This is a genomic window from Streptomyces mexicanus (assembly GCF_902506575.1).
Classification (GTDB): Bacteria; Actinomycetota; Actinomycetes; order Streptomycetales; family Streptomycetaceae; genus Streptomyces; species Streptomyces mexicanus.
This window is the reverse complement of the sequence record NZ_LR732544.1, coordinates 1,303,306-1,325,663: the sequence shown is the minus strand read 5'-3', so window position 1 is coordinate 1,325,663 and position 22,358 is coordinate 1,303,306. Positions and strand designations below refer to the sequence as shown.

The following is a 22,358-nucleotide window of genomic DNA, read 5'->3' as shown; positions in this document are numbered from 1 at the left end:
GCCCGGTCGGCCCTGTCCCGCTCAACCGCCGACCGCGGTGCGGAAGGTGACCCCGGCCCGGCGCAGCCGGTCGATCAGCGCGTCGCCCAGGGCGACGGCCGTCGTGACCTGGCCGGCGGTGTCCGGCAGGTCGTCCAGGGCCAGGGACAGTGCCGCCTCGGCGAACATCTTCGCCGTCTCGTCGTACCCGGGGTCGCCGCCCGCGACCTCGGTGTACACGCGCCGGCCGCCGCCCTCGCCCACGAAGCGCACGGAGAACCAGCTCCTGGCCCGCCGCTCGGCGCTCGGCCCCTCGCCGGGGCGCAGCCGGGCGGTGAGCAGGCGCCGGGCGGGCGGCAGTTGAGCGGCGGCGGCGAGCGCACCCAGGGCGGCCACCGACCCCACGGCGACCGGCAGGTGCCGCACGGCCGCGTAGTGCCGGTAGCGGAAGTCCGGCCCGTAGCGTGCCAGCGCCCGCGCGGAGCGCGCCACGATCTGTGCGTCGATGGTCGGCAGCGGCAGCGCCCAGGCGCCGACCTCCCCGGCGTAGCGCGGCGCGCCCAGCGGTGCGGACACCCGCCGGTTCAGCAGCCGGGGCTCGTGGCGGGCCCGCTCCCGGGCGGCCGCCCGCATCCGCAGCGGGTGCGCGACCTGGCCCAGTGCGGAAGCGAGCGTTCCGCCCGAGATCGTCCCGTGCGCCCGGACGAAGCCGTCCACGCTCAGCGGCACGCCCTCGGGCAGCTGCCGCACGGTGAAGTACACGCCCAGGTCGTGCGGCACCGAGTCGAACCCGCAGGCGTGCACCAGCCGTGCCCCGGTCTCCCGCGCGCGCGTGTCGTGCCGCACGTACACCAGATCGACGAACTCCGGCTCGCCGGTCAGGTCCAGGCAGTCGGTGCCGCTGTCCGCACAGGCGGCGACCAGTTCCTCGCCGTAGGTCACGTAGGGGCCGACGGTGGTGGCGACCACGCGGGCCTGCCGGGCCAGCGCGCGCACCGAGGCCGGATCGCTCACGTCCGCGCGCAGCACCCCGACCGGCTCCCCGCCCGGCAGCCGCTCGCGCAGTGCCCGGAGCCTGCGTTCGTCGCGTCCGGCGATCGCCCAGCGCAGCCCCTCGGGCGCGTGCGCGGCCAGGTAGCGCGCGGTGAGCGTGCCCACGAAACCGGTGGCTCCGAAGAGCACGACGTCGTACGGGCGCTCCGTCCTGTTCATCCTGCTCATGACACCCCTCGCTCCGGCGGCCCACAACCCGCGCCGCTGTCGGTGGCCGAGGCTAGCGTGAAGGGTGCGGGGCCGGTCCGCGAGGTGCTGGTGCCCGCGGTACGGCCGCGGCCGGGCCGGGTAGGAATCGGAGCGGAACTTGGCTAAGCGCTTGCTCGTTCAGGGCTTGTGCGGAGTGGAACACGTTCTTAGCATCAGCGGTGTTACAGCAGTGGTGTCACAGTGATCGTCCCAGGTCGAACACGGCGATCACGGCAGACAGGGAAACGGCGGTCTCAGGTCACCACCGACCAGGGTGAGCAAGGCGGCACGGCGGTCCGGCCGGTCGCCGCGCTCACGTCGTCACGGCGAGCAAGGGGGCTCGATGACAACGGCACCGACGCCCGGGCGGCACGGACCGCTCACCGGCGTGCGCGTGGTCGAGCTGGCCGGCATCGGCCCCGGCCCGTTCGCCGCGATGCTGCTCGCCGACCTGGGCGCCGACGTGGTGCGGGTGGACCGTCCCGGCGGCGCCGGGCTCGGCATCGACCCGGCCCGCGACCTGACCAACCGCAACAAGCGCTCGGTGCTCGTCGACCTGAAGTCCCCCGACGGCCCCGCCCGCGTCCTCGACCTCGCCGCCCGGGCCGACGTCCTCATCGAGGGCTACCGCCCCGGCGTCGCCGAGCGCCTCGGTGTCGGCCCCGAGACCTGCCACGCCCGCAACCCCCGCCTGGTCTACGGCCGGATGACCGGCTGGGGCCAGGACGGGCCGCTGGCCCCGCGCGCCGGACACGACATCGCCTACATCGCCGTCACCGGCACCCTCGGCATGATCGGCGGCGCGGACGGTCCCCCGGCTGTGCCCGCCAACCTCCTCGGCGACTACGCGGGCGGCTCCCTCTACCTCGTCGTCGGCGTCCTCGCCGCCCTGCACCACGCGCGTGCGACGGGCACCGGCCAGGTGGTGGACGCCGCCATCGTCGACGGTGCCGCCCACCTGTCCACGATGATCCACGGCATGCTCGCCGCCGGCGCCTGGCGGGACCGCCGCGGAGCCAACCTCCTGGACGGCGGCTGCCCGTACTACGGCACGTACGAGACCTCCGACGGGGCGCACATGGCGGTGGGGGCGCTGGAGCAGCGTTTCTACGACGAGTTCCTGAGCCTGCTCGGCCTGTCCGAGTACGCCGGCGCGCACACCGACATCACCCGCTGGGGTGAACTGCGCGAGGCGGTCGCCGCCCGCTTCGCCACCCGTACCCAGAAGGAGTGGACGGAGGTGTTCGAGCCGTCCGACGCCTGCGTGGCGCCGGTGCTGTCGCTGCGCGAGGCCCCGCACCACCCGCACCTGGCGGCCCGCGGCACCTTCACCGACCACGCCGGCCTCACCCAGCCGGCCCCCGCCCCCCGCCCGTCTCTTATACACACCCGACGCCCCCCACCACCCCCCCCCCCCCCTCCTCCCCCGCCCGCCCCCCCTCACGAATCCCATCCCCTCCTCCCCCCCCCTCCCCTCTCCCTTCCTTTCCTTCCCCCCCCCCCGCCTTCCCTCTCCTCCCCCCGCCCCCACAGCTCGGCCCACCCCGGCCCCGTCCGGGACGGAACCCTCGTCGAAAGGCCCCTTGACGTGAGCACCGAAGCGTACGTGTACGACGCGATCCGCACCCCGCGCGGGCGCGGCAAGGCCAACGGCTCCCTGCACGGCACCAAGCCCATCGACCTGGTCGTCGGCCTCATCCACGAGATCCGCGACCGCTTCCCCGGCCTGGACCCGGCCGGGATCGACGACATCGTCCTCGGCGTCGTCGGCCCGGTCGGCGACCAGGGCTCCGACATCGCCCGCATCGCCGCCGTCGCCGCGGGCCTGCCCGACACGGTGGCCGGCGTGCAGGAGAACCGCTTCTGTGCCTCGGGTCTGGAAGCCGTCAACCTGGCCGCGGCCAAGGTCCGCTCCGGCTGGGAGGACCTGGTCCTGGCCGGCGGTGTCGAGTCGATGTCCCGGGTGCCGATGGCCTCCGACGGCGGCGCCTGGTTCAACGACCCGATGACGAACCTCGCCGTCAACTTCGTGCCCCAGGGCATCGGCGCCGACCTGATCGCCACCATCGAGGGCTTCTCCCGCCGGGACGTGGACGAGTACGCGGCCCTGTCCCAGGAGCGCGCCGCCACCGCCTGGAAGGAGGGCCGCTTCGACCGCTCCGTGGTCCCGGTCAAGGACCGCAACGGCCTGGTCGTCCTCGACCACGACGAGCACCTGCGCCCCGGCACCACCGCCGACTCCCTGGCGAAGCTCAAGCCGTCCTTCGCCGACATCGGCGACCTCGGCGGCTTCGACGCCGTCGCGCTGCAGAAGTACCACTGGGTGGAGAAGATCGACCACGTCCACCACGCGGGCAACTCCTCCGGCATCGTCGACGGCGCCGCCCTGGTCGCCATCGGCTCCAAGGAGGCCGGCGAGCGCCACGGCCTGACCCCGAGGGCCCGGATCGTCTCGGCCGCCGTCTCCGGCTCCGAGCCGACCATCATGCTCACCGGCCCCGCCCCCGCCACCCGCAAGGCGCTCGCCAAGGCCGGCCTGACCATCGACGACATCGACCTGGTCGAGATCAACGAGGCGTTCGCGGCGGTCGTGCTGCGCTTCGTGAAGGACATGGGCCTGAGCCTGGACAAGGTCAACGTCAACGGCGGCGCCATCGCGCTCGGCCACCCGCTCGGCGCCACCGGCGCGATGATCCTCGGCACCCTCGTCGACGAGCTGGAGCGCCAGGACAAGCGCTACGGCCTCGCCACGCTGTGCGTGGGCGGCGGCATGGGCATCGCCACGGTCGTCGAACGCCTCTGAACCCCTCCCGACGGATCACCACGGACCATCACGGAGCACCTTCCATGAGCACTGAGCCCACCACCATCCGCTGGGAGCAGGACGACACCGGCATCGTCACCCTCGTCCTGGACGACCCGAACCAGTCCGCGAACACCATGAACCAGGCGTTCCGCGACTCGCTCGCCGCGGTCGCCGACCGCCTGGAGGCGGAGAAGGACGCGATCCGCGGCGTCGTCGTCACCTCCGCCAAGAAGACCTTCTTCGCCGGCGGCGACCTGCGCGACCTCATCCGGGTCACCCCCGAGACCGCGCAGGACCTCTTCGACGGCGGTCTGGCCATCAAGCGGAACCTGCGCCGCATCGAGACCCTCGGCAAGCCCGTCGTCGCCGCGATCAACGGCGCGGCCCTCGGCGGCGGCTACGAGATCGCGCTCGCCTGCCACCACCGCATCGCCCTGGACGCCCCCGGCTCCAAGATCGGCTGCCCGGAGGTCACCCTCGGCCTGCTGCCCGGGGGCGGCGGCGTCGTGCGCACCGTCCGCCTGCTCGGCATCACCGACGCCCTGCTGAAGGTCCTCCTCCAGGGCACCCAGTACACCCCGCGCCGCGCTCTGGACAACGGCCTGGTGGACGAGGTGGTGGACAGCACCGAGGAGCTGATCGCCCGGGCCCGCGCCTTCATCGACGCCCACCCCGAGTCGCAGCAGCCCTGGGACCGCCCCGGCTACAAGATCCCCGGCGGCACCCCGTCGAACCCGAAGTTCGCCGCCAACCTGCCCGCCTTCCCGGCCAACCTGCGCAAGCAGACCAACGGCGCGCCCTATCCGGCCCCGCGCAACATCATGGCCGCCGCCGTCGAGGGCGCCCAGGTGGACTTCGAGACCGCGCAGGTCATCGAGGCCCGCTATTTCGTGGAGCTGGCCGCGGGCCGGACGTCGAAGAACATGATCCAGGCGTTCTTCTTCGACCTGCAGGCCGTCAACTCCGGCGCCAACCGCCCGAAGGGCATCGAGCCCCGCCAGGTCCGCAAGGTCGCCGTGCTCGGCGCCGGGATGATGGGCGCGGGCATCGCCTACTCCTGTGCCCGCGCCGGCATCGAGGTGGTCCTGAAGGACGTCTCCCTGGAGGCGGCCGTCAAGGGCAAGGGGTACTCCGAGAAGCTGTGCGCCAAGGCCGTCGCCAAGGGGCGCACCACCCAGGAGAAGGCGGACGCGCTGCTGGCCCGCATCACGCCGACCGCCGAGGTCGCCGACCTCGCCGGCTGCGACGCGGTGATCGAGGCGGTGTTCGAGGACCCGGCCCTCAAGCACAAGGTCTTCCAGGAGGTCGAGCAGGTCGTCGCGCCGGACGCGCTGCTGTGCTCCAACACCTCCACCCTGCCCATCACCGCGCTCGCCGAGGGCGTGCAGCGCCAGGCCGACTTCATCGGGCTGCACTTCTTCTCGCCGGTCGACAAGATGCCGCTGGTGGAGATCATCAAGGGCGAGCGCACCGGCGATCAGGCCCTGGCCCGCGCCTTCGACCTGGTCCGGCAGATCAAGAAGACCCCGATCGTGGTCAACGACTCCCGCGGCTTCTTCACCTCCCGGGTCATCGGCCACTTCATCAACGAGGGCGTGGCGATGGTCGGCGAGGGCATCGAGCCCGCCTCGGTCGAGCAGGCGGCCGCGCAGGCCGGCTACCCGGCCAAGGTGCTGTCCCTGATGGACGACCTGACCCTCACCCTGCCCCGCAAGATCCGCAACGAGACCAGGCGGGCCGTGGAGGAGTCCGGCGGCACCTGGACCCCGCACCCCGCCGAGGCCGTCATCGACCGCATGGTCGACGAGTTCGGCCGCACCGGCCGCAGCGGCGGCGCCGGGTTCTACGAGTACGACGAAAGCGGCAAGCGGCTGCGCCTGTGGCCGGGACTGCGGGAGCACTTCACCGAGCCGGGCAAGCGGATCCCCTTCGAGGACATGCAGGAGCGCATGCTGTTCTCCGAGGCGCTGGACACCGTCCGGCTGCTGGAAGAGGGCGTCCTGACCTCCGTCGCCGACGCCAACATCGGCTCGATCTTCGGCATCGGCTTCCCGGGCTGGACCGGCGGCGTCCTGCAGTACATCAACGGCTACGAGGGGGGCCTGCCCGGCTTCGTGGCCCGCGCGCGGGAGCTGGCCGAGCGCTACGGCGAGCGGTTCACGCCGCCCGCGCTGCTGGTGGAGCAGGCGCAGAAGGGGGAGACGTTCACCGACGCCCGCTGAGGTGCGGTACGGCTCCTGGGTGCCGTATCACTCCCCGGAGCCGTCCAGCCACTGGCGCAGCTCCTCGCGCAGCGACCGCTGGAAGGTGGTGAGCAGCGCCTGCACCACCAGCGGGTGCATGTGGGCGGACAGGGACCGCACGTCCTGCGTGCCGCGGTCGGCCACCGCGGCACGCAGCAGCTCCGACAGCTCGCGTGCGGCCGCTCGCGAGTGCTCGGTCAGCACGGTGCGGGCGGCCAGCACCGTCTCCTGCGACAGCGGCACGTCCAGCAGCTCCACGCCGAGCCGCAGCAGCCCGACGTCGATCCGGAAGCTCTCCCCCTCGGGGGAGGACCCCGCACGGGCGAGCACCCCCATCGCCGCCAGCCGCTCCACGTCCTCGTCGGTCAGCGGCCGGCCGGCCCGCCGTGCCAGCTCCTGCCGGCCGACCGTCTCCTCGCTCTGCGGCGCCCAGGAGGCCACGACCGCCCGCTGCACGGCCAGCTCGCGCGGGCTGAGCCCGGCCGGCAGCTGCCGCAGATGCCGCTCGATCGCGGCGAGCGTCATGCCCTGGCGCTGCATCTCCTCGATCAGCGCCAGGCGGGCGAGGTGGTCCTCGCCGTAGCGGCCGACCCGGCGCGGGCCCAGCACCGGCGGCGGCAGCAGACCCCGGCTGCTGTAGAAGCGGACGGTGCGCACGGTGACGCCGGCCCGGGCGGCCAGCTCGTCGACCGTGAAAGCCGGCTCGGCGGTGTCGGGCGTCGTCATGTGCAGCAGTATCGCTGTCGCACCGACCGTGTGAAAGCCGGTGGCCCCTCTGGGCGGATCGTGTGAGAAGTTCCGCTGTGTGAGATGTGCCATCGCATGAGGGGTGATCTCTCTGGGAAGCTGCTGGTCTGGTCTGTACCGCGTCATGGGTGGTGCGGGCCGGAACCGTACGGACACCCGGGCGCACCCGCTCGGCGCACCAGAGAGTGGAACCACCCGTGAGCAAGGACTCCGTGCACACGGCACAGGTCGTCGAACACCCCCCGACGACCGGGACGCCCGCCGACGCGGGCGACGCCGGGTACAGCAAGGACCTCAAGCACCGCCACATCAACATGATCGCGATCGGCGGCGCGATCGGCACCGGTCTCTTCCTCGGCGCCGGAGGCCGGCTGCACAACGCGGGCCCGGCGCTGGCGCTCGCCTACCTCGTCTGCGGCGTGTTCGCCTTCTTCGTGGTCCGCGCGCTCGGCGAGCTGGTCCTGTACCGCCCTTCGTCGGGGTCCTTCGTGTCCTACGCGCGCGAGTTCCTCGGGGAGAAGGGCGCGTACGTCGCCGGCTGGATGTACTTCCTGAACTGGTCGACGACCGGCATCGCCGACATCACCGCGGTCGCGCTCTACACGCACTACTGGAGCTTCTTCACACCCGTCCCGCAGTGGGTGCTGGCGCTGATCGCCCTGGCCGTGGTCCTCACCGTGAACCTGATCTCGGTGAAGATCTTCGGCGAGATGGAGTTCTGGTTCTCCATCGTCAAGGTCGTCACGCTGGTCGCGTTCATGCTGATCAGCATCTTCCTGCTGGCCACGCAGCACGACGTGGACGGCTACAAGCCCGGCCTGAGCGTGATCACCGACCACGGCGGGTTCCTGCCGCACGGCGTCATGCCGGTCATCCTCGTCATGCAGGGCGTGATCTTCGCCTACGCCGCCCTGGAGCTGGTCGGCGTCGCCGCGGGCGAGACCTCCGAGCCGGAGAAGGTCGTCCCGCGCGCGGTGAACTCGATCATGTGGCGCGTGGGCCTGTTCTACGTCGGCTCGGTCGTGCTCCTCGCCCTGCTGCTGCCCGGCTCGGTCTACTCGGCCGACGAGAGCCCGTTCGTCACGGTCCTGTCCAAGATCGGCCTCCCGGCGGCCGGTGACGTGATGAACCTCGTCGTCCTCACCGCCGCCATGTCCTCGCTGAACTCCGGCCTGTACTCCACCGGCCGCATCCTGCGCTCCATGGCCATGGCGGGCTCGGCGCCGAAGTTCACCCGCGTGATGAGCCGCAGCCAGGTCCCCTACGGCGGCATCCTGCTGACCTGCGGGATCTGCGTGCTCGGCGTCGGCCTGAACTACCTGGTGCCCAGCCAGGCCTTCGAGATCGTGCTGAACGTCGCCTCCCTCGGCATCGTCAGCACCTGGGTGATCATCATGATCTGCCACCTGATCTTCGTCCGCCGGGCCAAGGCGGGCCTGGTCACGCGGCCGAACTTCCGGCTGCGCGGCAGCCCGGTCACGGAGATCGCCACGGTCGCGTTCCTGCTGGTCTGCCTGGGCCTGATGTGGAACGACCCCGACGTCGGCCGCAAGACCCTGATGCTGATCCCGGTGATCGTGGTGCTGCTGGTCGCCGGCTGGTTCGGTGTCCGCCGCCGCGTCGTCCAGGAGGCGGAGACCTCGCAGGACGTCACGCAGTAGTGGTCCGGGGCGGCCCGCCCCGCCCGAGGACTTCGGCCGCGCGGCCACAGGCGCACATCGCGCCCCGGCCGCGCGGCCGTCCGTCACCCGCCGTGCACGTCGTTCGTGGCCTCGATCTTCTTCCACGACCGCGGCTGGGCGGCGTCCGCCGAGGCGGCGGCGAAGGATGCCGCGCGCGCCGCCGGGGCGGCCGGCTTGACCGGCTGGAACCGCCAGGTGTCGAACAGCGCGGCCAGCGGCTTGCCCGAGACCTGCTCGGCGTACTTCTGGAAGTCGGCCACGGAGGCGTTGCCGTAGGCGTGCTGCTGCGGCCAGCCCTTCAGCAGGGCGAAGAACGCCGTGTCACCGATCTCGTTGCGCAGCGCCTGGATGGCGAGGGCACCCCGGTCGTAGACCGCGGCGTCGAACTGGTGGTCGGGACCCGGGTCGCCCGGCTTCACCGTCCAGAAGGCGTCGTCGGCCGGGTGGGAGGCGTAGACGTAGTCCGCCAGCTCCTGCGTCGTGCCCTCGCCCTCGTGCTCCGACCACAGCCACTGCGCGTACCGCGCGAAGCCCTCGTTGATCCAGATGTCCTTCCAGCCCTTGAGCGACACGCTGTCGCCGTACCACTGGTGGGCCAGCTCGTGCACCACCACCGAGGTGTTCGAGCCGTTCGCGAACTGCTTGGGGCTGTAGTACACGCGGGTCTGCGTCTCCAGCGCGTACCCGGTCGTCGTGTTCGGCACGTACCCGCCGGCCGAGTTGAACGGATACGGCCCGAAATAGCCGCTGAGCCAGTCCACCAGCTCCCCGGTGCGCTCCACGCTCGCCCGCGCCGCGCCGTCGTTGTCGCCGAGGTCCTTGCTGTAGGCGTTGATCACCGGCACGCCGCCCTCGGAGGTGCCGGTGGTGATGTCGAACTTCCCGAGCGCGAGCGTGGCCAGATACGTCGCCTGCGGCTTGTTCTGCCGCCAGCTGTAGCGGGTCCAGCCGCGCTGCGAGCTGGTCGACTGCAGCGTGCCGTTGGAGATCGCCTGGGTGCCGTCCGGGACCGCCACCGATACGTCGTAGGTGGCCTTGTCGCTGGGGTGGTCGTTGCTCGGGAACCACCACCAGGCGGCTTCCGGCTCGTCCGCCGCGACCGCGCCGTCCGGGGTGCGGTGCCAGGTGGTGAAGCCGTACGCGCTCTTCGTGGACGGCACCCCGCGGTAGCGGACGACCACCGTGATCGGCGTGCCCTTGGCCAGCGGGCGCTGCGGCGTGACCACCAGCTCGTGCTCCCCGGAGGTGGTGAAGCCGGCCTTCGCCCCGTTGACCTGCACCTCGCTGACGTCCAGCAGGAAGTCCAGGTCGAAGCTGGACAGGTCCTGCGTGGTGCGCGCCGAGATCGTCGCCGTGCCCGCCAGCTCGTCGGTCGCCGGCTGGTACGTCAGCCTGAGGTCGTAGTGGGAGACGTCGTAGCCGCCGTTGCCGTAGTACGGGTAGTAGGGGTCGCCGATGCCCGGCGCGCCGGGGGAGTGGCTCGCGGCCGATGCCGGGGTCGCCAGCAACAGGGAGGCCGCGGCCAGTGCGCCCGGCGCGATGATTCTGCGGTGCACGTCAGCTCCAAGTCGTAGGGGACGAGCGTTGCTCGGAGCCTATTGAGGCCCTGCGCTGCTAGTCGTGTCCATGCCCACCCCTGTCACATGATCGCCATTCGACCGTCATGAACGGGAGGTTCCCTACCGCCTCAGGGGCCCGCGGCCGCCTCACGGATCCGACGACACGTCAGCCGCCCCCTTCTGCGCGGCGGACGCCCCCGGTACCGTCCCGCCCATGCCGACAAGCATGCGCATGACCATGTCCCGATGGTGCGTCGTGGCGGTCGTCGCCGCCCTGGCGGCCGCCCTGCTCGGCCCCGCCGCGCACGCCGCTCAGTCCGCCGGCGGCGCCCCGCGCGAGAGCCGGCCCGTCTACTCCTACGCCGACGCCGTCCGCGAGTCCGTCTGGGTCGACACCGGGTTCGACGGCGACGGCGACGGCCGGACCGACCGGGTCGCCGCCGACATCGTCCGGCCCCGCGAAGCCGCCGAACAGGGCCGCAAAGTCCCCGTGATCATGGACGCCAGCCCGTACTACTCCTGCTGCGGACGCGGCAACGAGAGCCAGGTCAAGACCTCCGACCCGGCCGGCCACGTCGTGGGGATGCCGCTGTTCTACGACAACTCCTTCGTGCCGCGCGGCTACGCCTTCGTCGGCGTGGCCCTGGCCGGCACCAACCGCTCCGACGGCTGCGTCGACGTCGGCGGCCCGTCCGACATCCGGTCGGCGAAAGCGGTCGTCGACTGGCTCAACGGCCGCGCCCGCGCCTACACCACCCGCACCGGCACCACCCCGGTCCGGGCCACCTGGACCGACGGCAGGACCGGCATGATCGGCAAGAGCTGGGACGGCACCATCGCCAACGGCGTCGCGGCCACCGGCGTCCCGGGCCTGAAGACCATCGTCCCGATCAGCGCGATCTCCTCCTGGTACGACTACTACTTCCAGCAGGGCGCCCCCCTGTACGGCTCCGGCCCCGACTGGCTGTCCGACGCCGTGGAGAGCGACGACGCCCATGCCCACTGCGCGGCCGTCCAGAAGCAGCTCATCGACGGCGCACCCCGCAACGGCGACTGGACACCGCTGTGGAGCGCCCGCGACTACGTCCGCGACGCCGGCAAGGTCCGCGCGAGCGTCTTCCTCGTGCACGGCATGCAGGACCTCAACGTGCGCACCAAGCACCTCGGGCAGTGGTGGGACGCCCTGGCGAAGAACGGCGTGCATCGCAAGATCTGGCTCTCCCAGACCGGCCACGTCGACCCCTTCGACTACCGGCGCGGCGCCTGGGTGGACACCCTGCACCGCTGGTTCGACCACGAACTGCTCGGCTACGACAACGGCATCGACCGCGAGCCGATGGCCGACATCGAACGCCACCCGGACCAGTGGGTGCCCTCCCGCGTCTGGCCTCCGCGCGACACGTCGGCGACCACGGTGCGCCCGGCTCCCGGCCCCCGGGCCGGTGTCGGCACCCTGGGCCTCGCCGGGGCCCGCGGCACCGAGACCTTCACCGACGACCCGCAACGGAGCGAGACCGACTGGGCGGCGACCGTCGACACATCGACACCCGAGAAGGCCGGCTTCGTCACCCCGCCCCTCACCCACGACCTGCGGCTGTCCGGATCATCCCAGGTGACCGTCACCGCGACCCCCACCACCGCCACGGCCCACCTGTCCGCCGTGCTCGTCGACCTCGGCCCGGACACCATCCGCGACTACGCCGACGCCGGCGAGGGCGTCACCACCCTCACCGACCGCACCTGCTGGGGCGCGAGCACGGCCGGCGACAGCGCCTGCTACCTGGAGACCAAGGCCACGACCACGGCGGTGGACCACACCGTCGTCAGCCGCGGCTGGGCCGACCTCGGCCACTACGCCTCCGCGAGCAAGGGCGTCCCGCTCACCCCGGGCAGGGCCTACACGCTCACCGTGGACCTGGCGGCCACCGACCACGTCGTGCCCGCGGGACACCGGCTGGCGCTGATCGTCGCGGGCACGGACAAGGACCTCATCGATCCGCCGTCCACCACCCCGACGCTCACCCTGGACCTCGCGCGCACCTCCGCCCGGCTCCCGCTGGTCGGCGGCGCCGCGGCGTTCGCCCGCGCCACGTCCCGGCCGGCGGCCACCGCGCCGGGCACCGCGCCGCGCCACGGCGTACGGGCGCCGCACACCGTCCACCGCATGCCGTGAGCCGCTCAGGCGGCCGGGCCCACCAGCCCGGCCGCCCGCCGGGCGCACCCCCAGGCCACGGTGACCCCCGCCCCGCCGTGCCCGTAGTGGTGGACCAGCACACGCCCGCCCGGCAGTTCCGTGCGCTCCAGCCGCACCGCGCAGCGGGCGGGGCGCAGTCCGACCCGGTGCGCCAGCACCCGGGCCCCGGCGATCTCCGGCCGCACGGCCGCGCACCGGGCGACGATCCCCTCGGCCACCGCCGCGTCGGGCGTCAGCGACCAGGCGTCCTCCTCGGCCGTGCCCCCGAGGACCAGGCCGAAGGGCTGCGGGAAGAAGTAGGTGGAGGCCGCGGCGGCGTGGTCCACGACGGTCAGCCACGTCGTGATGCCCGGGTTCTCCACGACGACGAGCTGACCGCGCACCGGGCGCACCGCCGGATCGGGAACGAGGTCCCGGGCACCCAGCCCCGTGCAGTTCACCACCACCGCCGCGTCCACGGCCGCCAGGTCCGTCACCGTCCGCTCCTCCACCACGCCGCCCGCCGCCAGCAACCGGGCACGCAGCCAGGGCAGATGAGTCGACATGTCGATCAGCGGCAGCCGGGCCCACAGGGCCGGTCCCGGGTACTCCCCGGCCCGCGCGGGGCGCAAGCCGGGCACACGCGCCGCCCACGGCCCGAGATCCTCCAGCCGGGCACCGCCGTGCACCCCCTCGACCATCCGCACGCCCGTCTCCTCCGGCCGCGCCGCCAGTTCCCCGTACACGGCGAGCGACTCCAGCGCCCAGTCACCGACCAGCGACTCCGGCTCGATCCGGTACGGCCACCACAACGCCCCGGCGCCCGCCGAGGTCGTCCGCTCGGCCGGCTCCCGCGTCCACACCCGCACCCGCAGGCCGCGCTCGGCCAGCGCCAGGGCCGTCGTCAGCCCGATGACCCCGCCGCCGACCACCACCACATCGCCACGCAGTCCACTGTCCACGCCGGGACGGTAGCCGAAGCTGTCATGGCGCGCTCAGGCGGGGCCGGCCGCCGAATACTCACCGCATGTCTGCCGCGTACGCCACCTTCGGCCTGGCCCCGGCGATGCGGCACCGGGGAGCACCTCGCCGACGTCACCCACGACGCCCACGACGTGCCCGCCGACGAACCGCGCGCCTACGGCGCGGTCGCCCTCGGGCCGGCGGCCGGCCAGGAGCAGCGCGGCGCCGTACGCGGTGCCCTGGCCCGGGCCGGGCTCGACGGTACGTGGTGGCCCGGACCTCGAGGCGTGCTGGTCACCGCGATGACGCGGTGAGCAGCGCGAGCAGAAGCGAGGTGATGCGGCTTCAGGTGACGGTGCGTCAACGTGCCTGCCGTCCAGTGGGTGTACCGGGCAGACGAACCGGCGAGGGTGGGTCCTAGACTCGGCAACCGTTGCCCCGAGGAGCCAGACTCCCGACCGAAAGGCCTGGCAGCCCATGTTCAAAGACGCCCCCATCTACCACCAACTCGTGGCCGAACGCGGCGACGTGCCCGCCCGGGTCCGGGACGCGGCCACGAGCATACGCCGGGAGCTGGACCAAGTGATGCGTACCGGGCAGCCGTCGAGCGCCTTCCAGCCCGGCGCGTCACCCGGCGACGCGGGTCTGCGGTCGCACTCGGCGCTACCGCCCGGCCCGCACCCGCGCTGACGGTACGCCGACCGTCACGTGGCGCGGCACGCCGGTCGTCGCCGGGCACCCCACGCCGGGCCACCTGGCACCCCACCCCGGTAGTCGCCCGGCGCGACACGCCGGTGGCCACCGTGGGAGACGCCCACCGCGACACGCCGGGCCAGGACACGCCCACCACGGCGCGCGTCCGGGCCCGGACGGCCCAGCCCGACGCGGCGACCGCTCGCGCCCAGCGGACCGGTTTCGACCGTGGCCCGCGCCCAGTGGACCGATTGCGGCCGTGGCCCGCGTCGAGCAGGTCACGGCCGTCGTCGGCGCCGTGCGGGACCGGTCGGGGCCGGCGTCAGCGTCCGCCCTTGTCGGAGCCGAGCAGGCCCGCGCGGCGCAGGGCGTCCGCCATCGCGCTGTTGGCGGGGGCGGGTGCCTGACGCGCACCGCCGCCGCCCCGGCCCTGGCGCTGCTGCGGCGGACGGCCGCCGCGCCGGCTCCGCTCACCGCCGCCGCCCTGCCGGGCCTGCGGGGCCGCCTCGTCGTCCAGGCGCAGCGTCAGCGAGATCCGCTTGCGCGGGATGTCGACGTCCAGCACCTTGACCTTGACGATGTCGCCCGGCTTGACGACGTCCCGCGGGTCCTTCACGAACGTCCGCGACATCGCCGAGACGTGCACCAGGCCGTCCTGGTGGACGCCGACGTCCACGAACGCGCCGAAGGCCGCCACGTTCGTCACCACGCCTTCCAGGACCATCCCCGCGGACAGGTCGGAGATCTTCTCGACGCCCTCCTTGAAGGTGGCCGTCCTGAACGCCGGCCGCGGGTCGCGTCCCGGCTTCTCCAGCTCCTTGAGGATGTCGGTGACCGTCGGCAGGCCGAAGGTGTCGTCGACGAAGTCGGCCGGCCTGAGCGAGCGCAGCACGCCGGTGTTGCCGATCAGCGACGCCACCTCCTGACCGGTGGTCTTCACCATCCGCCGCACCACCGGGTACGCCTCCGGGTGCACGCTGGAGGCGTCCAGCGGGTCCTCGCCGCCGCGGATGCGCAGGAAGCCCGCGCACTGCTCGAACGCCTTCGGGCCCAGGCGCGGCACCTTCTTCAGCTGCGCGCGGGAGGTGAACGGCCCGTTGGCGTCCCGGTGCGCCACGATGTTCTCGGCGAGCGAGGCGGTGATGCCGGAGACCCGGGCGAGCAGCGGCACGGAGGCGGTGTTGACGTCCACGCCCACGCCGTTCACACAGTCCTCGACCACCGCGTCCAGCGAGCGGGACAGCTTCACCTCGGACAGGTCGTGCTGGTACTGGCCCACCCCGATCGACTTCGGGTCGATCTTCACCAGCTCCGCCAGCGGGTCCTGCAGGCGGCGGGCGATGGAGACGGCGCCGCGCAGGGACACGTCCATGTCGGGCAGCTCCCGCGAGGCGTACTCGGAGGCGGAGTACACCGACGCGCCCGCCTCGGACACCATCACCTTGGTGAGCTTCAACTCGGGGTGCTTCGCGATGAGTTCACCGGCGAGCTTGTCGGTCTCCCGGGACGCGGTGCCGTTGCCGATCGCGATCAGCTCGACCGCGTGCTCCTTCGCCAGCTTCGCCAGCTTGGCGATCGCCTCGTCCCACCGGTTGGCCGGGACGTGCGGGTGGATGACGTCCGTGGCCACCACCTTGCCGGTGGCGTCCACCACGGCCACCTTCACGCCCGTACGGAACCCGGGGTCCAGGCCCAGGGTGGTGCGGGTGCCGGCCGGGGCGGCGAGCAGCAGGTCGCGCAGGTTGGCCGCGAACACGTTCACCGCCTCGTCCTCGGCGGCCGTGCGCAGCCTCAGGCGCAGGTCGATGCCCAGGTGGACCAGGATGCGGGTGCGCCAGGCCCAGCGGACCGTGTCCAGCAGCCACTTGTCGGCGGGCCGGCCGCGGTCGGCGATTCCGAAGCGGCGGGCCACGATGCCCTCGTACGAGGACGGCCCGTCCGTCGGCTCCTCCGGCTCCAGGACGAGGTCCAGCACCTCCTCCTTCTCGCCGCGCAGCATCGCCAGGACGCGGTGCGAGGGCAGGTCGGTGAACGGCTCGGCGAAGTCGAAGTAGTCCGCGAACTTGGCGCCCGCCTCCTCCTTGCCCTCCCGCACCTTCGCGGCCAGCCGTCCGCGCACCCACATGCGCTCGCGCAGCTCGCCGATCAGGTCGGCGTCCTCCGAGAACCGCTCGGTCAGGATCGCCCGCGCCCCGTCCAGCGCGGCCTGCGGATCGGCCACGCCCTTGTCCGGGTCCACGAAGGCCGCCGCCGCGGCCAGCGGCTCCACGCCGGGGTCGGTGAGCAGGCCGTCGGCCAGCGGCTCCAGACCGGCCTCCCGGGCGATCTGCGCCTTGGTGCGCCGCTTGGGCTTGTACGGCAGGTAGATGTCCTCCAGCCGCGCCTTGGTCTCGGCGCCGCGGATCTGCGCCTCCAGTTCCTCGGTGAGCTTGCCCTGTTCGCGCACCGACTCCAGGATCGCCGTCCGGCGGTCCTCCAGCTCCCGCAGATAGCGCAGCCGCTCCTCGATCGTGCGCAGCTGCGCGTCGTCGAGCATCTCGGTGGCTTCCTTGCGGTAACGGGCGATGAAGGGCACCGTCGAACCGCCGTCCAGCAGCTCCACGGCGGCCTTGACCTGCCGTTCCCGTACGCCGAGTTCCTCGGCGATCCTGCCTTCGATGGACCCTGCTGCAAGGGACCCGGGTGTCGTCACGTGCCGTACCGCCTTCTCCACTTCGGGTTGCGCCGCAATTGTGGCAGGCGGCACCGACAATCCGGGGACAGGGCGGCCCCCGGCGGGGCGGATCGCCCCGTCAGGCCCCGCCGAGCAGCCGGGCCGGGGCCCGGAACGGCAGCGTCACCACCGTGGCGATCGCCCCGCCGATCTGCCGCAGCACGTCTGCGATGGCTCGGAACACGACTGTCTCCCTTCGGCTTTCTCGGTCTGCCCGGTCCGGTGACCGGGACGGTCCGGGTACCACCGCGGCCGTCCGGCATGCGGACCGCACCGCCCGCAGGCCCACAGCGCGGCGCGCGGGAGCCCCCATCAGCCGGAGGCCCGCGGGCTCCCCGTCAGCCGGAGGGCAGTGGCGTCGCGTCGGCGGGAGCCGCTTCAGCCGGAGGCCGGCAGGCTCCAGGTGAAGCGCGGCGGCCGGCGTTCCAGGAACGCGGTGACGCCCTCGGCGGTGTCGCCGCCGGCGGCGGCCTGAGCGGCCCAGTAGGCGTCGCGGTCCGTCCGGCCGTTCACGAACTCCTTGGCCGCGGCCTGCGTCAGCTGGGACCGGGACACCAGGATCCGGGTGAGCTCGGCGACCCGCTCGTCCAGGCGCCCCGCGGGCAGCACCTCGTCCACCAGCCCCGTGCGCAGCGCCCGCCGGGCGTCGATCAACTCGCCCGTGAACAGCAGGTACTTGGCGGTCGCGGGTCCGACCAGAGACACCAGCCGCCGGGTCGAGGACGCCGGGTAGACGATGCCGAGCCTGGCCGGGGTCACCCCGAACAGCGCGCCCTCCTCGGCCAGCCGCAGATCGCAGGCCGCGGCGAGCTGAGCGCCGCCGCCGACGCAGTGACCGCGCACGGCGGCGAGCGTGGGCTTGGGGAACGACGCGAGCGCCTCCTCGGCGGCCACCGCCAGGTCCTGCGCCTGCCGCGGCGAGCCCTGGAGCGTGGAGATGTCCGCACCGGCGCAGAACGTGCCGCCCTCCCCGGTCAGCACCAGCGCCCGCACCCCGGTGTCGGCGGCCAGCTTCTCCAGCAACGGCGGCAGGGACCGCCACATCGCGGCGGTCATGGCGTTGCGCTTGGCCGGATGGTGGACGACGACGGTGGCGACCGAGTCGACGACCCGGTGCGACAAGTGCGGCTCCATGCGCGGGATGCTATCCGCCCACCCGGGGGGACGAGGGGCCGGGCTGACGACGGGCCGGGCCGGTGGGGGGAGAGAAAAGACGACGACTTCATCGCTTCGGGAAAGCGGCGCGGACCGGGCAGCAGCGGTCCGACCCGGGTCCCGGATGGACGTGAACGGTCGACAAGTGCCGGAAACCAGCCGACTTCTGGTCAGTCCTAGGAACCAAGCGCTGCGTTACCAACACTCGACGTGTGGTGACAATCGAGCGCGAGGGCGGCGACTGGACGATGGACGACCACGGGCGCGGGGGCGGTCCGCGCCCACCGGGTGGCACGGCGGCCGAGCTGGGCACCCGGCCCCCGGGCCCGGCACCGTACGAAGGGGTGTGGCGCTTCACCGCGCCCGCCGTCGACGCCTCGGTCCCGCAGGCCCGCCACGCCGTGCGGGACCTGCTGCGGCGTCAGGGGGTGCCCGCCTCGGACGACCTGGTCCACGGCCTGCTGCTGATCGTCTCGGAGCTGGTCACGAACGCCGTGCGGCACGCGGCGGTGCTGTCGCCGATGCTCGCCGTCGAAGTCGCCGTCGGCCCCGAGTGGCTGCGGGTGTCCGTGGAGGACAACCACCCCTACCGGCCGAGCGCGCTGGAGACCGATCACGGGCGCACCGGAGGCCGCGGCCTGCTGCTGGTCCGGGAGATCGCCCGGGAGGCGGGCGGCGTCTGCGACGTCGAACACACCGCGAGCGGCGGCAAGGTGATCTGGGCCGCCCTGCCGCTCACACCCGCTCGATAGTCTCCCCGGCCCCTGCCCGCGCCCGGCGGCCCCGCACCCTGTGCGCCTGCCCCAGCCCGTGCCCGGGCCGTTGCCTCACGCCGGCGCCCGGCGGCCGCTCACCAGCCCGCGGTGGTGCCCGTCAGCTCGCGGATCGCCGGCCGCGCCGCGTCCAGCACGGTCATGAACCACGCCGAGAAGGGGTCCCGGGCGTGCCGCTCGGCCAGCTCCTCGGGCGTCACGAAGGCGGTGTCGCCCACCTCGTCCGCGTCCGGCCGCAGCGGGGCGCGCACCAGCCCGACGAACAGGTGGTTGTACTCCTGCTCCACCAGGCCGGACAGCGGGTCGGGGTGGTTGTAGCGCACCGTGCCGGCCTCGGCGAGCAGCGCCGGGGAGACCCCCAGCTCCTCGTAGGTGCGGCGGGCCGCCGCCGCGAACGGCGCCTCACCGGGGTAGGGGTGGCCGCAGCAGGTGTTGGACCACACACCGGGGGAGTGGTACTTGCCGAGCGCCCGCTGCTGCAGCAGCAGCCGGCCCTTCTCGTCGAACAGGAACACGGAGAAGGCCCGGTGCAGCTGCCCCGGCGGCTGATGGGCGGCGAGCTTCTCCGCGGTGCCGATCGTCACACCGGCCTCGTCGACGAGTTCCAGCAAAATCGCGTCCGCGGTCCCGTTCGACGAGCTGTGCGTCGCGGTGGCAGGTGTGATCGGCATACCCATCCTTCGCATCGGTCCTCGAGCCCCCAGTCTGCCGTACGAATCCGGCACTCCCGGCACTTCCCGGCGCACCCGCATGTCCCACGCGGGCGGGGCGGCGGCCGTCACCGGCCGGATGCCGCGAGAGGGGCCCGGTAGGTGATCGTGCCCGACGGCCTTGCGGCGGAACCCTCCGGGTCCCCCCGCCGGGGCGCGGACGCACGTCTGTGCGATACGGCCCTCAGTGGCACAGCCCCGCCTCGTGTTCGGCGTGCCCGCCGGGCTCCAGCTGGAACGTGCAGTGCTCCACGTCGAAGTGGTCGCCCAGGCAGCCCTGGAGCTCGTGCAGCAGCTTCTCGTGGCCGACGGCGCTGAGCACCTCCGAGCTGACGACCACGTGTGCGGACAGTACCGGAAGGCCCGAGGTGATCGTCCACGCGTGCAGGTCGTGCACGTCCTCGACCCCGTCCAGGGCCAGGATGTGCGCCCGCACCTCGGCCATGTCGACGTTCTTCGGCGCCGCCTCCAGCAGCACGTCCAGCGTCTCGCGCAGCAGCTTGACGGTGCGCGGCACGATGAGCAGGGCGATGGCGAGCGAGGCGACCGGGTCGGCGGCCTGCCAGCCGGTGAGCAGGATCACGGCCGCCGAGATCATCACCGCCAGCGAGCCGAGGGCGTCCGAGGCCACCTCCAGGAAGGCCCCGCGCACGTTCAGGCTCTCCTTCTGGCCGCGCATCAGCAGCGACAGCGACACCGAGTTCGCCACCAGGCCGAACAGACCGAACCAGATCATCAGGCCGCCGTCGGTGCCGGCCGGGGTGAGGAACCGCTCGATCGCCTCGTACAGGACGTAGCCGCCGACGCCGAGCAGCAGCAGGCAGTTGGCGAGCGCGGCCAGGATCTCGGCGCGGGCGTAGCCGAAGGTGCGGTTCCGGGTCGGCGGCCGGTTCGCGAAGTGGATGGCCAGCAGCGCCATGCCGAGGCCGAGCGCGTCCGTCGCCATGTGGGCGGCGTCCGCGACCAGTGCGAGGGAGTCGGCGAGCACCCCGCCGGCGATCTCCACCACCATCACGGTGAGGGTGATCGCCAGTGCGACGCGCAGTGTGCCGCGGTGCGCCGCGGCGGCCGTGCCGCCGGCGCCGTGCGCGTGCCCGTGGTCGTGACCGGCCCCCATGAGACTGTCCACCCTCCTGTGTTCCGCCGGGATCACAGTCAACTACGGGCGGGGGGTATCGGGCAACGCGGCACTGAACACCGTTGTCATGTGCCCTGACCTGCGCAAACGAACCGCAGGTCAGGCGCGTGCGGACGGTCCTGCCCGCAGCGCGCCGACCGCGTGCGGGGGGTGCGTCCGAGCGCCGTCCGGGGGGTGCGTCCACCCGCCGTCCGGGGGTGTGTCCGGACAATCGGTCGCGCGGCCGTCCGGAGACAGGACGGATGATCGGTCGCGCGGCCGCCCGCGCAGACGGGACGGGCGATCGGCCGCCCGGCCGCCGTGACCGGGGCGCGGTCAAGGCACCCGTATGCGGGGAATGCCCGATGTGGTCCGTAGTTTGTGGCCCGGCACTCCGATCGCCCATGATGATCGCGGCGCAGGCTGCGGCAGGAGGGGCGACCGGCCCGTGAACGGGCGGTGAACGTGGGCTTCCCGGCATCCGATAGCCTCTGCCGACATGCCGCCGGGCGCCCACGACAGGCGGCACCCCACCATGTACATGACCGACGCGCAGGCGTCGTCACAGGGAGTGAGTTCGGTTGCCGACCGCCATCCTCACCGGTCAGCCGGTCCCCGGATCGTCGATCGAGGACGATCTGCGGTCCCTGGGCTTCGCCGTGCGCACGGCCGCCGACGCCTCCGCCGCCGAGGCCCTGGTCGCCGGGGTGCCCGGCGACCAGCGGGTCGCCGTCGTCGACGCCGGATTCGTCGGCCACCTGCACGCCCTGCGGCTGGGTCTGACCGACCCCCGCTTCCCGATCGCCGCCGTACCCGGCGCCGTCACCGCGCAGGGGGCCGGCCGGCAGGCGCTGACCCGGGCGATGGCCCGGGAGACCACCGCCGGCGGGGGCACGCCCCCCGGGCTCGGCGGCGCCCCCACCGTGGTCGCCGGCCTGCCCGACCGGATCGCCGCCGCCCTGGACGCCGACGGCGCCGAGGTGCACCGCCCCGAGCTGGGCCGTCTCGTCGCCGCCGTCCCCGTCGACCCGCAGGCGCGCAACGAGGCACGGCAGGCCGTGGCCGCCGTGGACGACGAGGCGATCCGGCTGAAGTCGGCCGTCAAGGCCCGCGACGGCTTCTTCACCACCTTCTTCATCAGCCCGTACTCGCGCTACATCGCCCGCTGGTGCGCCCGCCGCGGCCTGACCCCCAACCAGGTCACCACGGCCTCCCTGCTCACCGCGCTGATAGCGGCCGGCTGCGCCGCCACCGGCACCCGCGGCGGATTCGTCGCCGCCGGCGTGCTGCTGATCGCGTCGTTCGTCCTGGACTGCACCGACGGACAGCTCGCCCGCTACTCGCTGCAGTACTCCACCCTCGGCGCCTGGCTGGACGCCACCTTCGACCGGGCCAAGGAGTACGCCTACTACGCGGGCCTGGCCCTCGGTGCCGCCCGCGGCGGCGACGACGTGTGGGCGCTCGCGCTCGGCGCCATGGTCCTGCAGACCTGCCGGCACGTGGTCGACTTCTCCTTCAACGAGGCCAACCACGACGCCACCGCCAACACCAGCCCCACCGCCGCCCTGTCCGACCGGCTCGACGGCGTCGGCTGGACCGTCTGGGTGCGCCGGATGATCGTCCTGCCCATCGGCGAGCGCTGGGCCATGATCGCCGTCCTCACCGCGGCCACCACCCCCCGCATCACCTTCCTCGTGCTGCTCATCGGCTGCGCGTTCGCCGCCGCCTACACCACCGCCGGCCGGGTGCTGCGCTCGGTCACCCGCAAGGCCACCCCCGGCCCCTATACACCTCTGACGCTGC

The 22,358-nt window shown here is 73.1% G+C and carries 17 protein-coding genes and 1 pseudogene; 9 read left to right on the top strand and 9 right to left on the bottom strand.

Annotation, left to right across the window (positions count from 1 at the left end):
• Positions 1-21: 21 nt before the first annotated feature.
• Positions 22-1,200: a saccharopine dehydrogenase family protein gene (locus tag GV126_RS06020; RefSeq protein WP_159663315.1), complete on the bottom strand. Its 1,179-nt coding sequence runs from the start codon at positions 1,198-1,200 to the stop codon at positions 22-24.
• A gap of 364 nt (positions 1,201-1,564) precedes the next feature.
• Between GV126_RS06020 and GV126_RS06015 the strand changes: the two are divergent.
• The 3 genes and pseudogenes from GV126_RS06015 to GV126_RS06005 form a co-directional block, all read left to right on the top strand.
• Positions 1,565-2,603, top strand: a pseudogene (locus GV126_RS06015) (CaiB/BaiF CoA transferase family protein); the annotation flags it as partial.
• Between the two features lie 206 nt (positions 2,604-2,809).
• Positions 2,810-4,024: an acetyl-CoA C-acetyltransferase gene (locus GV126_RS06010; protein ID WP_159663313.1), complete on the top strand. Its 1,215-nt coding sequence runs from the start codon at positions 2,810-2,812 to the stop codon at positions 4,022-4,024.
• Positions 4,025-4,068: 44 nt separating this feature from the next.
• Positions 4,069-6,249: a 3-hydroxyacyl-CoA dehydrogenase NAD-binding domain-containing protein gene (locus GV126_RS06005; protein WP_159663311.1), complete on the top strand. Its 2,181-nt coding sequence runs from the start codon at positions 4,069-4,071 to the stop codon at positions 6,247-6,249.
• Between the two features lie 27 nt (positions 6,250-6,276).
• On the opposite strand, the gene GV126_RS06000 is transcribed toward GV126_RS06005, so the two are convergent.
• On the bottom strand, positions 6,277-6,996 hold the full coding sequence (locus tag GV126_RS06000) for a MerR family transcriptional regulator (RefSeq protein ID WP_159663309.1): 720 nt from the start codon (positions 6,994-6,996) through the stop codon (positions 6,277-6,279).
• 218 nt (positions 6,997-7,214) lie between these two features.
• On the opposite strand from GV126_RS06000, the gene GV126_RS05995 reads away from it, so the two are divergent.
• Complete coding sequence (locus tag GV126_RS05995; RefSeq protein WP_159663307.1) at positions 7,215-8,678, top strand: amino acid permease; 1,464 nt, start codon at positions 7,215-7,217, stop codon at positions 8,676-8,678.
• A gap of 83 nt (positions 8,679-8,761) precedes the next feature.
• Here GV126_RS05995 and GV126_RS05990 read toward each other — a convergent pair whose 3' ends face one another.
• Positions 8,762-10,255 (bottom strand): M1 family metallopeptidase, encoded by a 1,494-nt coding sequence (locus GV126_RS05990; RefSeq protein ID WP_159663305.1) that lies wholly within the window; start codon positions 10,253-10,255, stop codon positions 8,762-8,764.
• A gap of 217 nt (positions 10,256-10,472) precedes the next feature.
• Between GV126_RS05990 and GV126_RS05985 the strand changes: the two genes are divergently transcribed.
• Positions 10,473-12,431, top strand: a complete 1,959-nt coding sequence (locus GV126_RS05985; RefSeq protein ID WP_159663303.1) for a Xaa-Pro dipeptidyl-peptidase — start codon at positions 10,473-10,475, stop codon at positions 12,429-12,431.
• Between the two features lie 5 nt (positions 12,432-12,436).
• Here GV126_RS05985 and GV126_RS05980 read toward each other — a convergent pair whose 3' ends face one another.
• Positions 12,437-13,369 carry an FAD-dependent oxidoreductase gene (locus tag GV126_RS05980; protein ID WP_159673370.1) on the bottom strand — a complete coding sequence of 311 codons (933 nt, stop codon included), beginning with the start codon at positions 13,367-13,369 and terminating at the stop codon, positions 12,437-12,439.
• A gap of 48 nt (positions 13,370-13,417) precedes the next feature.
• Here GV126_RS05980 and GV126_RS05975 point away from each other — a divergent pair, with 48 nt between their 5' ends.
• Positions 13,418-13,708: a hypothetical protein gene (locus GV126_RS05975; RefSeq protein ID WP_159663301.1), complete on the top strand. Its 291-nt coding sequence runs from the start codon at positions 13,418-13,420 to the stop codon at positions 13,706-13,708.
• A gap of 163 nt (positions 13,709-13,871) precedes the next feature.
• Positions 13,872-14,084: a hypothetical protein gene (locus GV126_RS05970; protein WP_028425464.1), complete on the top strand. Its 213-nt coding sequence runs from the start codon at positions 13,872-13,874 to the stop codon at positions 14,082-14,084.
• A 325-nt stretch (positions 14,085-14,409) separates the two neighbouring features.
• Here the strand turns inward: GV126_RS05970 and GV126_RS05965 are convergent, their stop codons facing one another.
• The 3 genes from GV126_RS05965 to GV126_RS05960 form a co-directional block, all read right to left on the bottom strand.
• Positions 14,410-16,779: a Tex family protein gene (locus GV126_RS05965; protein WP_159663300.1), complete on the bottom strand. Its 2,370-nt coding sequence runs from the start codon at positions 16,777-16,779 to the stop codon at positions 14,410-14,412.
• A gap of 100 nt (positions 16,780-16,879) precedes the next feature.
• The gene (locus GV126_RS37115; protein WP_268977397.1) at positions 16,880-16,984 is read right to left on the bottom strand and encodes an LPFR motif small protein; all 105 of its coding nucleotides are present in this window, start codon (positions 16,982-16,984) and stop codon (positions 16,880-16,882) included.
• 194 nt (positions 16,985-17,178) lie between these two features.
• The gene (locus GV126_RS05960; RefSeq protein WP_159663298.1) at positions 17,179-17,934 is read right to left on the bottom strand and encodes an enoyl-CoA hydratase/isomerase family protein; all 756 of its coding nucleotides are present in this window, start codon (positions 17,932-17,934) and stop codon (positions 17,179-17,181) included.
• 269 nt (positions 17,935-18,203) lie between these two features.
• Here GV126_RS05960 and GV126_RS05955 point away from each other — a divergent pair, with 269 nt between their 5' ends.
• On the top strand, positions 18,204-18,707 hold the full coding sequence (locus GV126_RS05955; RefSeq protein WP_037755652.1) for an ATP-binding protein: 504 nt from the start codon (positions 18,204-18,206) through the stop codon (positions 18,705-18,707).
• 98 nt (positions 18,708-18,805) lie between these two features.
• On the opposite strand, the gene idi is transcribed toward GV126_RS05955, so the two are convergent.
• Positions 18,806-19,399, bottom strand: coding sequence for an isopentenyl-diphosphate Delta-isomerase (gene idi / locus GV126_RS05950; protein ID WP_159663296.1), 594 nt, complete (start codon positions 19,397-19,399; stop codon positions 18,806-18,808).
• Between the two features lie 223 nt (positions 19,400-19,622).
• Entirely contained in the window at positions 19,623-20,555 is a 933-nt protein-coding gene (locus GV126_RS05945) for a cation diffusion facilitator family transporter (protein ID WP_159663294.1), read from the bottom strand.
• Positions 20,556-21,136: 581 nt separating this feature from the next.
• Here GV126_RS05945 and GV126_RS05940 point away from each other — a divergent pair.
• Positions 21,137-22,358, top strand: a 1,222-nt coding sequence (locus tag GV126_RS05940; protein WP_159663292.1) for a CDP-alcohol phosphatidyltransferase family protein, incomplete at its 3' end; no start/stop codon positions are given.

Bases quoted from the DNA above. Each gene is read 5' to 3' on its own strand.
- GV126_RS06020 (WP_159663315.1), bottom strand. From the start codon at position 1,200: ATGAGCAGGATGAACAGGACGGAGCGCCCGTACGACGTCGTGCTCTTC.
- GV126_RS06000 (WP_159663309.1), bottom strand. From the start codon at position 6,996: ATGACGACGCCCGACACCGCCGAGCCGGCTTTCACGGTCGACGAGCTG.
- GV126_RS05970 (WP_028425464.1), top strand. From the start codon at position 13,872: ATGTTCAAAGACGCCCCCATCTACCACCAACTCGTGGCCGAACGCGGC.
- GV126_RS05960 (WP_159663298.1), bottom strand. From the start codon at position 17,934: ATGGAGCCGCACTTGTCGCACCGGGTCGTCGACTCGGTCGCCACCGTC.
- GV126_RS05985 (WP_159663303.1), top strand. From the start codon at position 10,473: ATGCCGACAAGCATGCGCATGACCATGTCCCGATGGTGCGTCGTGGCG.
- GV126_RS05945 (WP_159663294.1), bottom strand. From the start codon at position 20,555: ATGGGGGCCGGTCACGACCACGGGCACGCGCACGGCGCCGGCGGCACG.
- idi (WP_159663296.1), bottom strand. From the start codon at position 19,399: ATGCCGATCACACCTGCCACCGCGACGCACAGCTCGTCGAACGGGACC.
- GV126_RS05975 (WP_159663301.1), top strand. From the start codon at position 13,418: ATGGCGCGCTCAGGCGGGGCCGGCCGCCGAATACTCACCGCATGTCTG.
- GV126_RS05955 (WP_037755652.1), top strand. From the start codon at position 18,204: ATGGACGACCACGGGCGCGGGGGCGGTCCGCGCCCACCGGGTGGCACG.
- GV126_RS06005 (WP_159663311.1), top strand. From the start codon at position 4,069: ATGAGCACTGAGCCCACCACCATCCGCTGGGAGCAGGACGACACCGGC.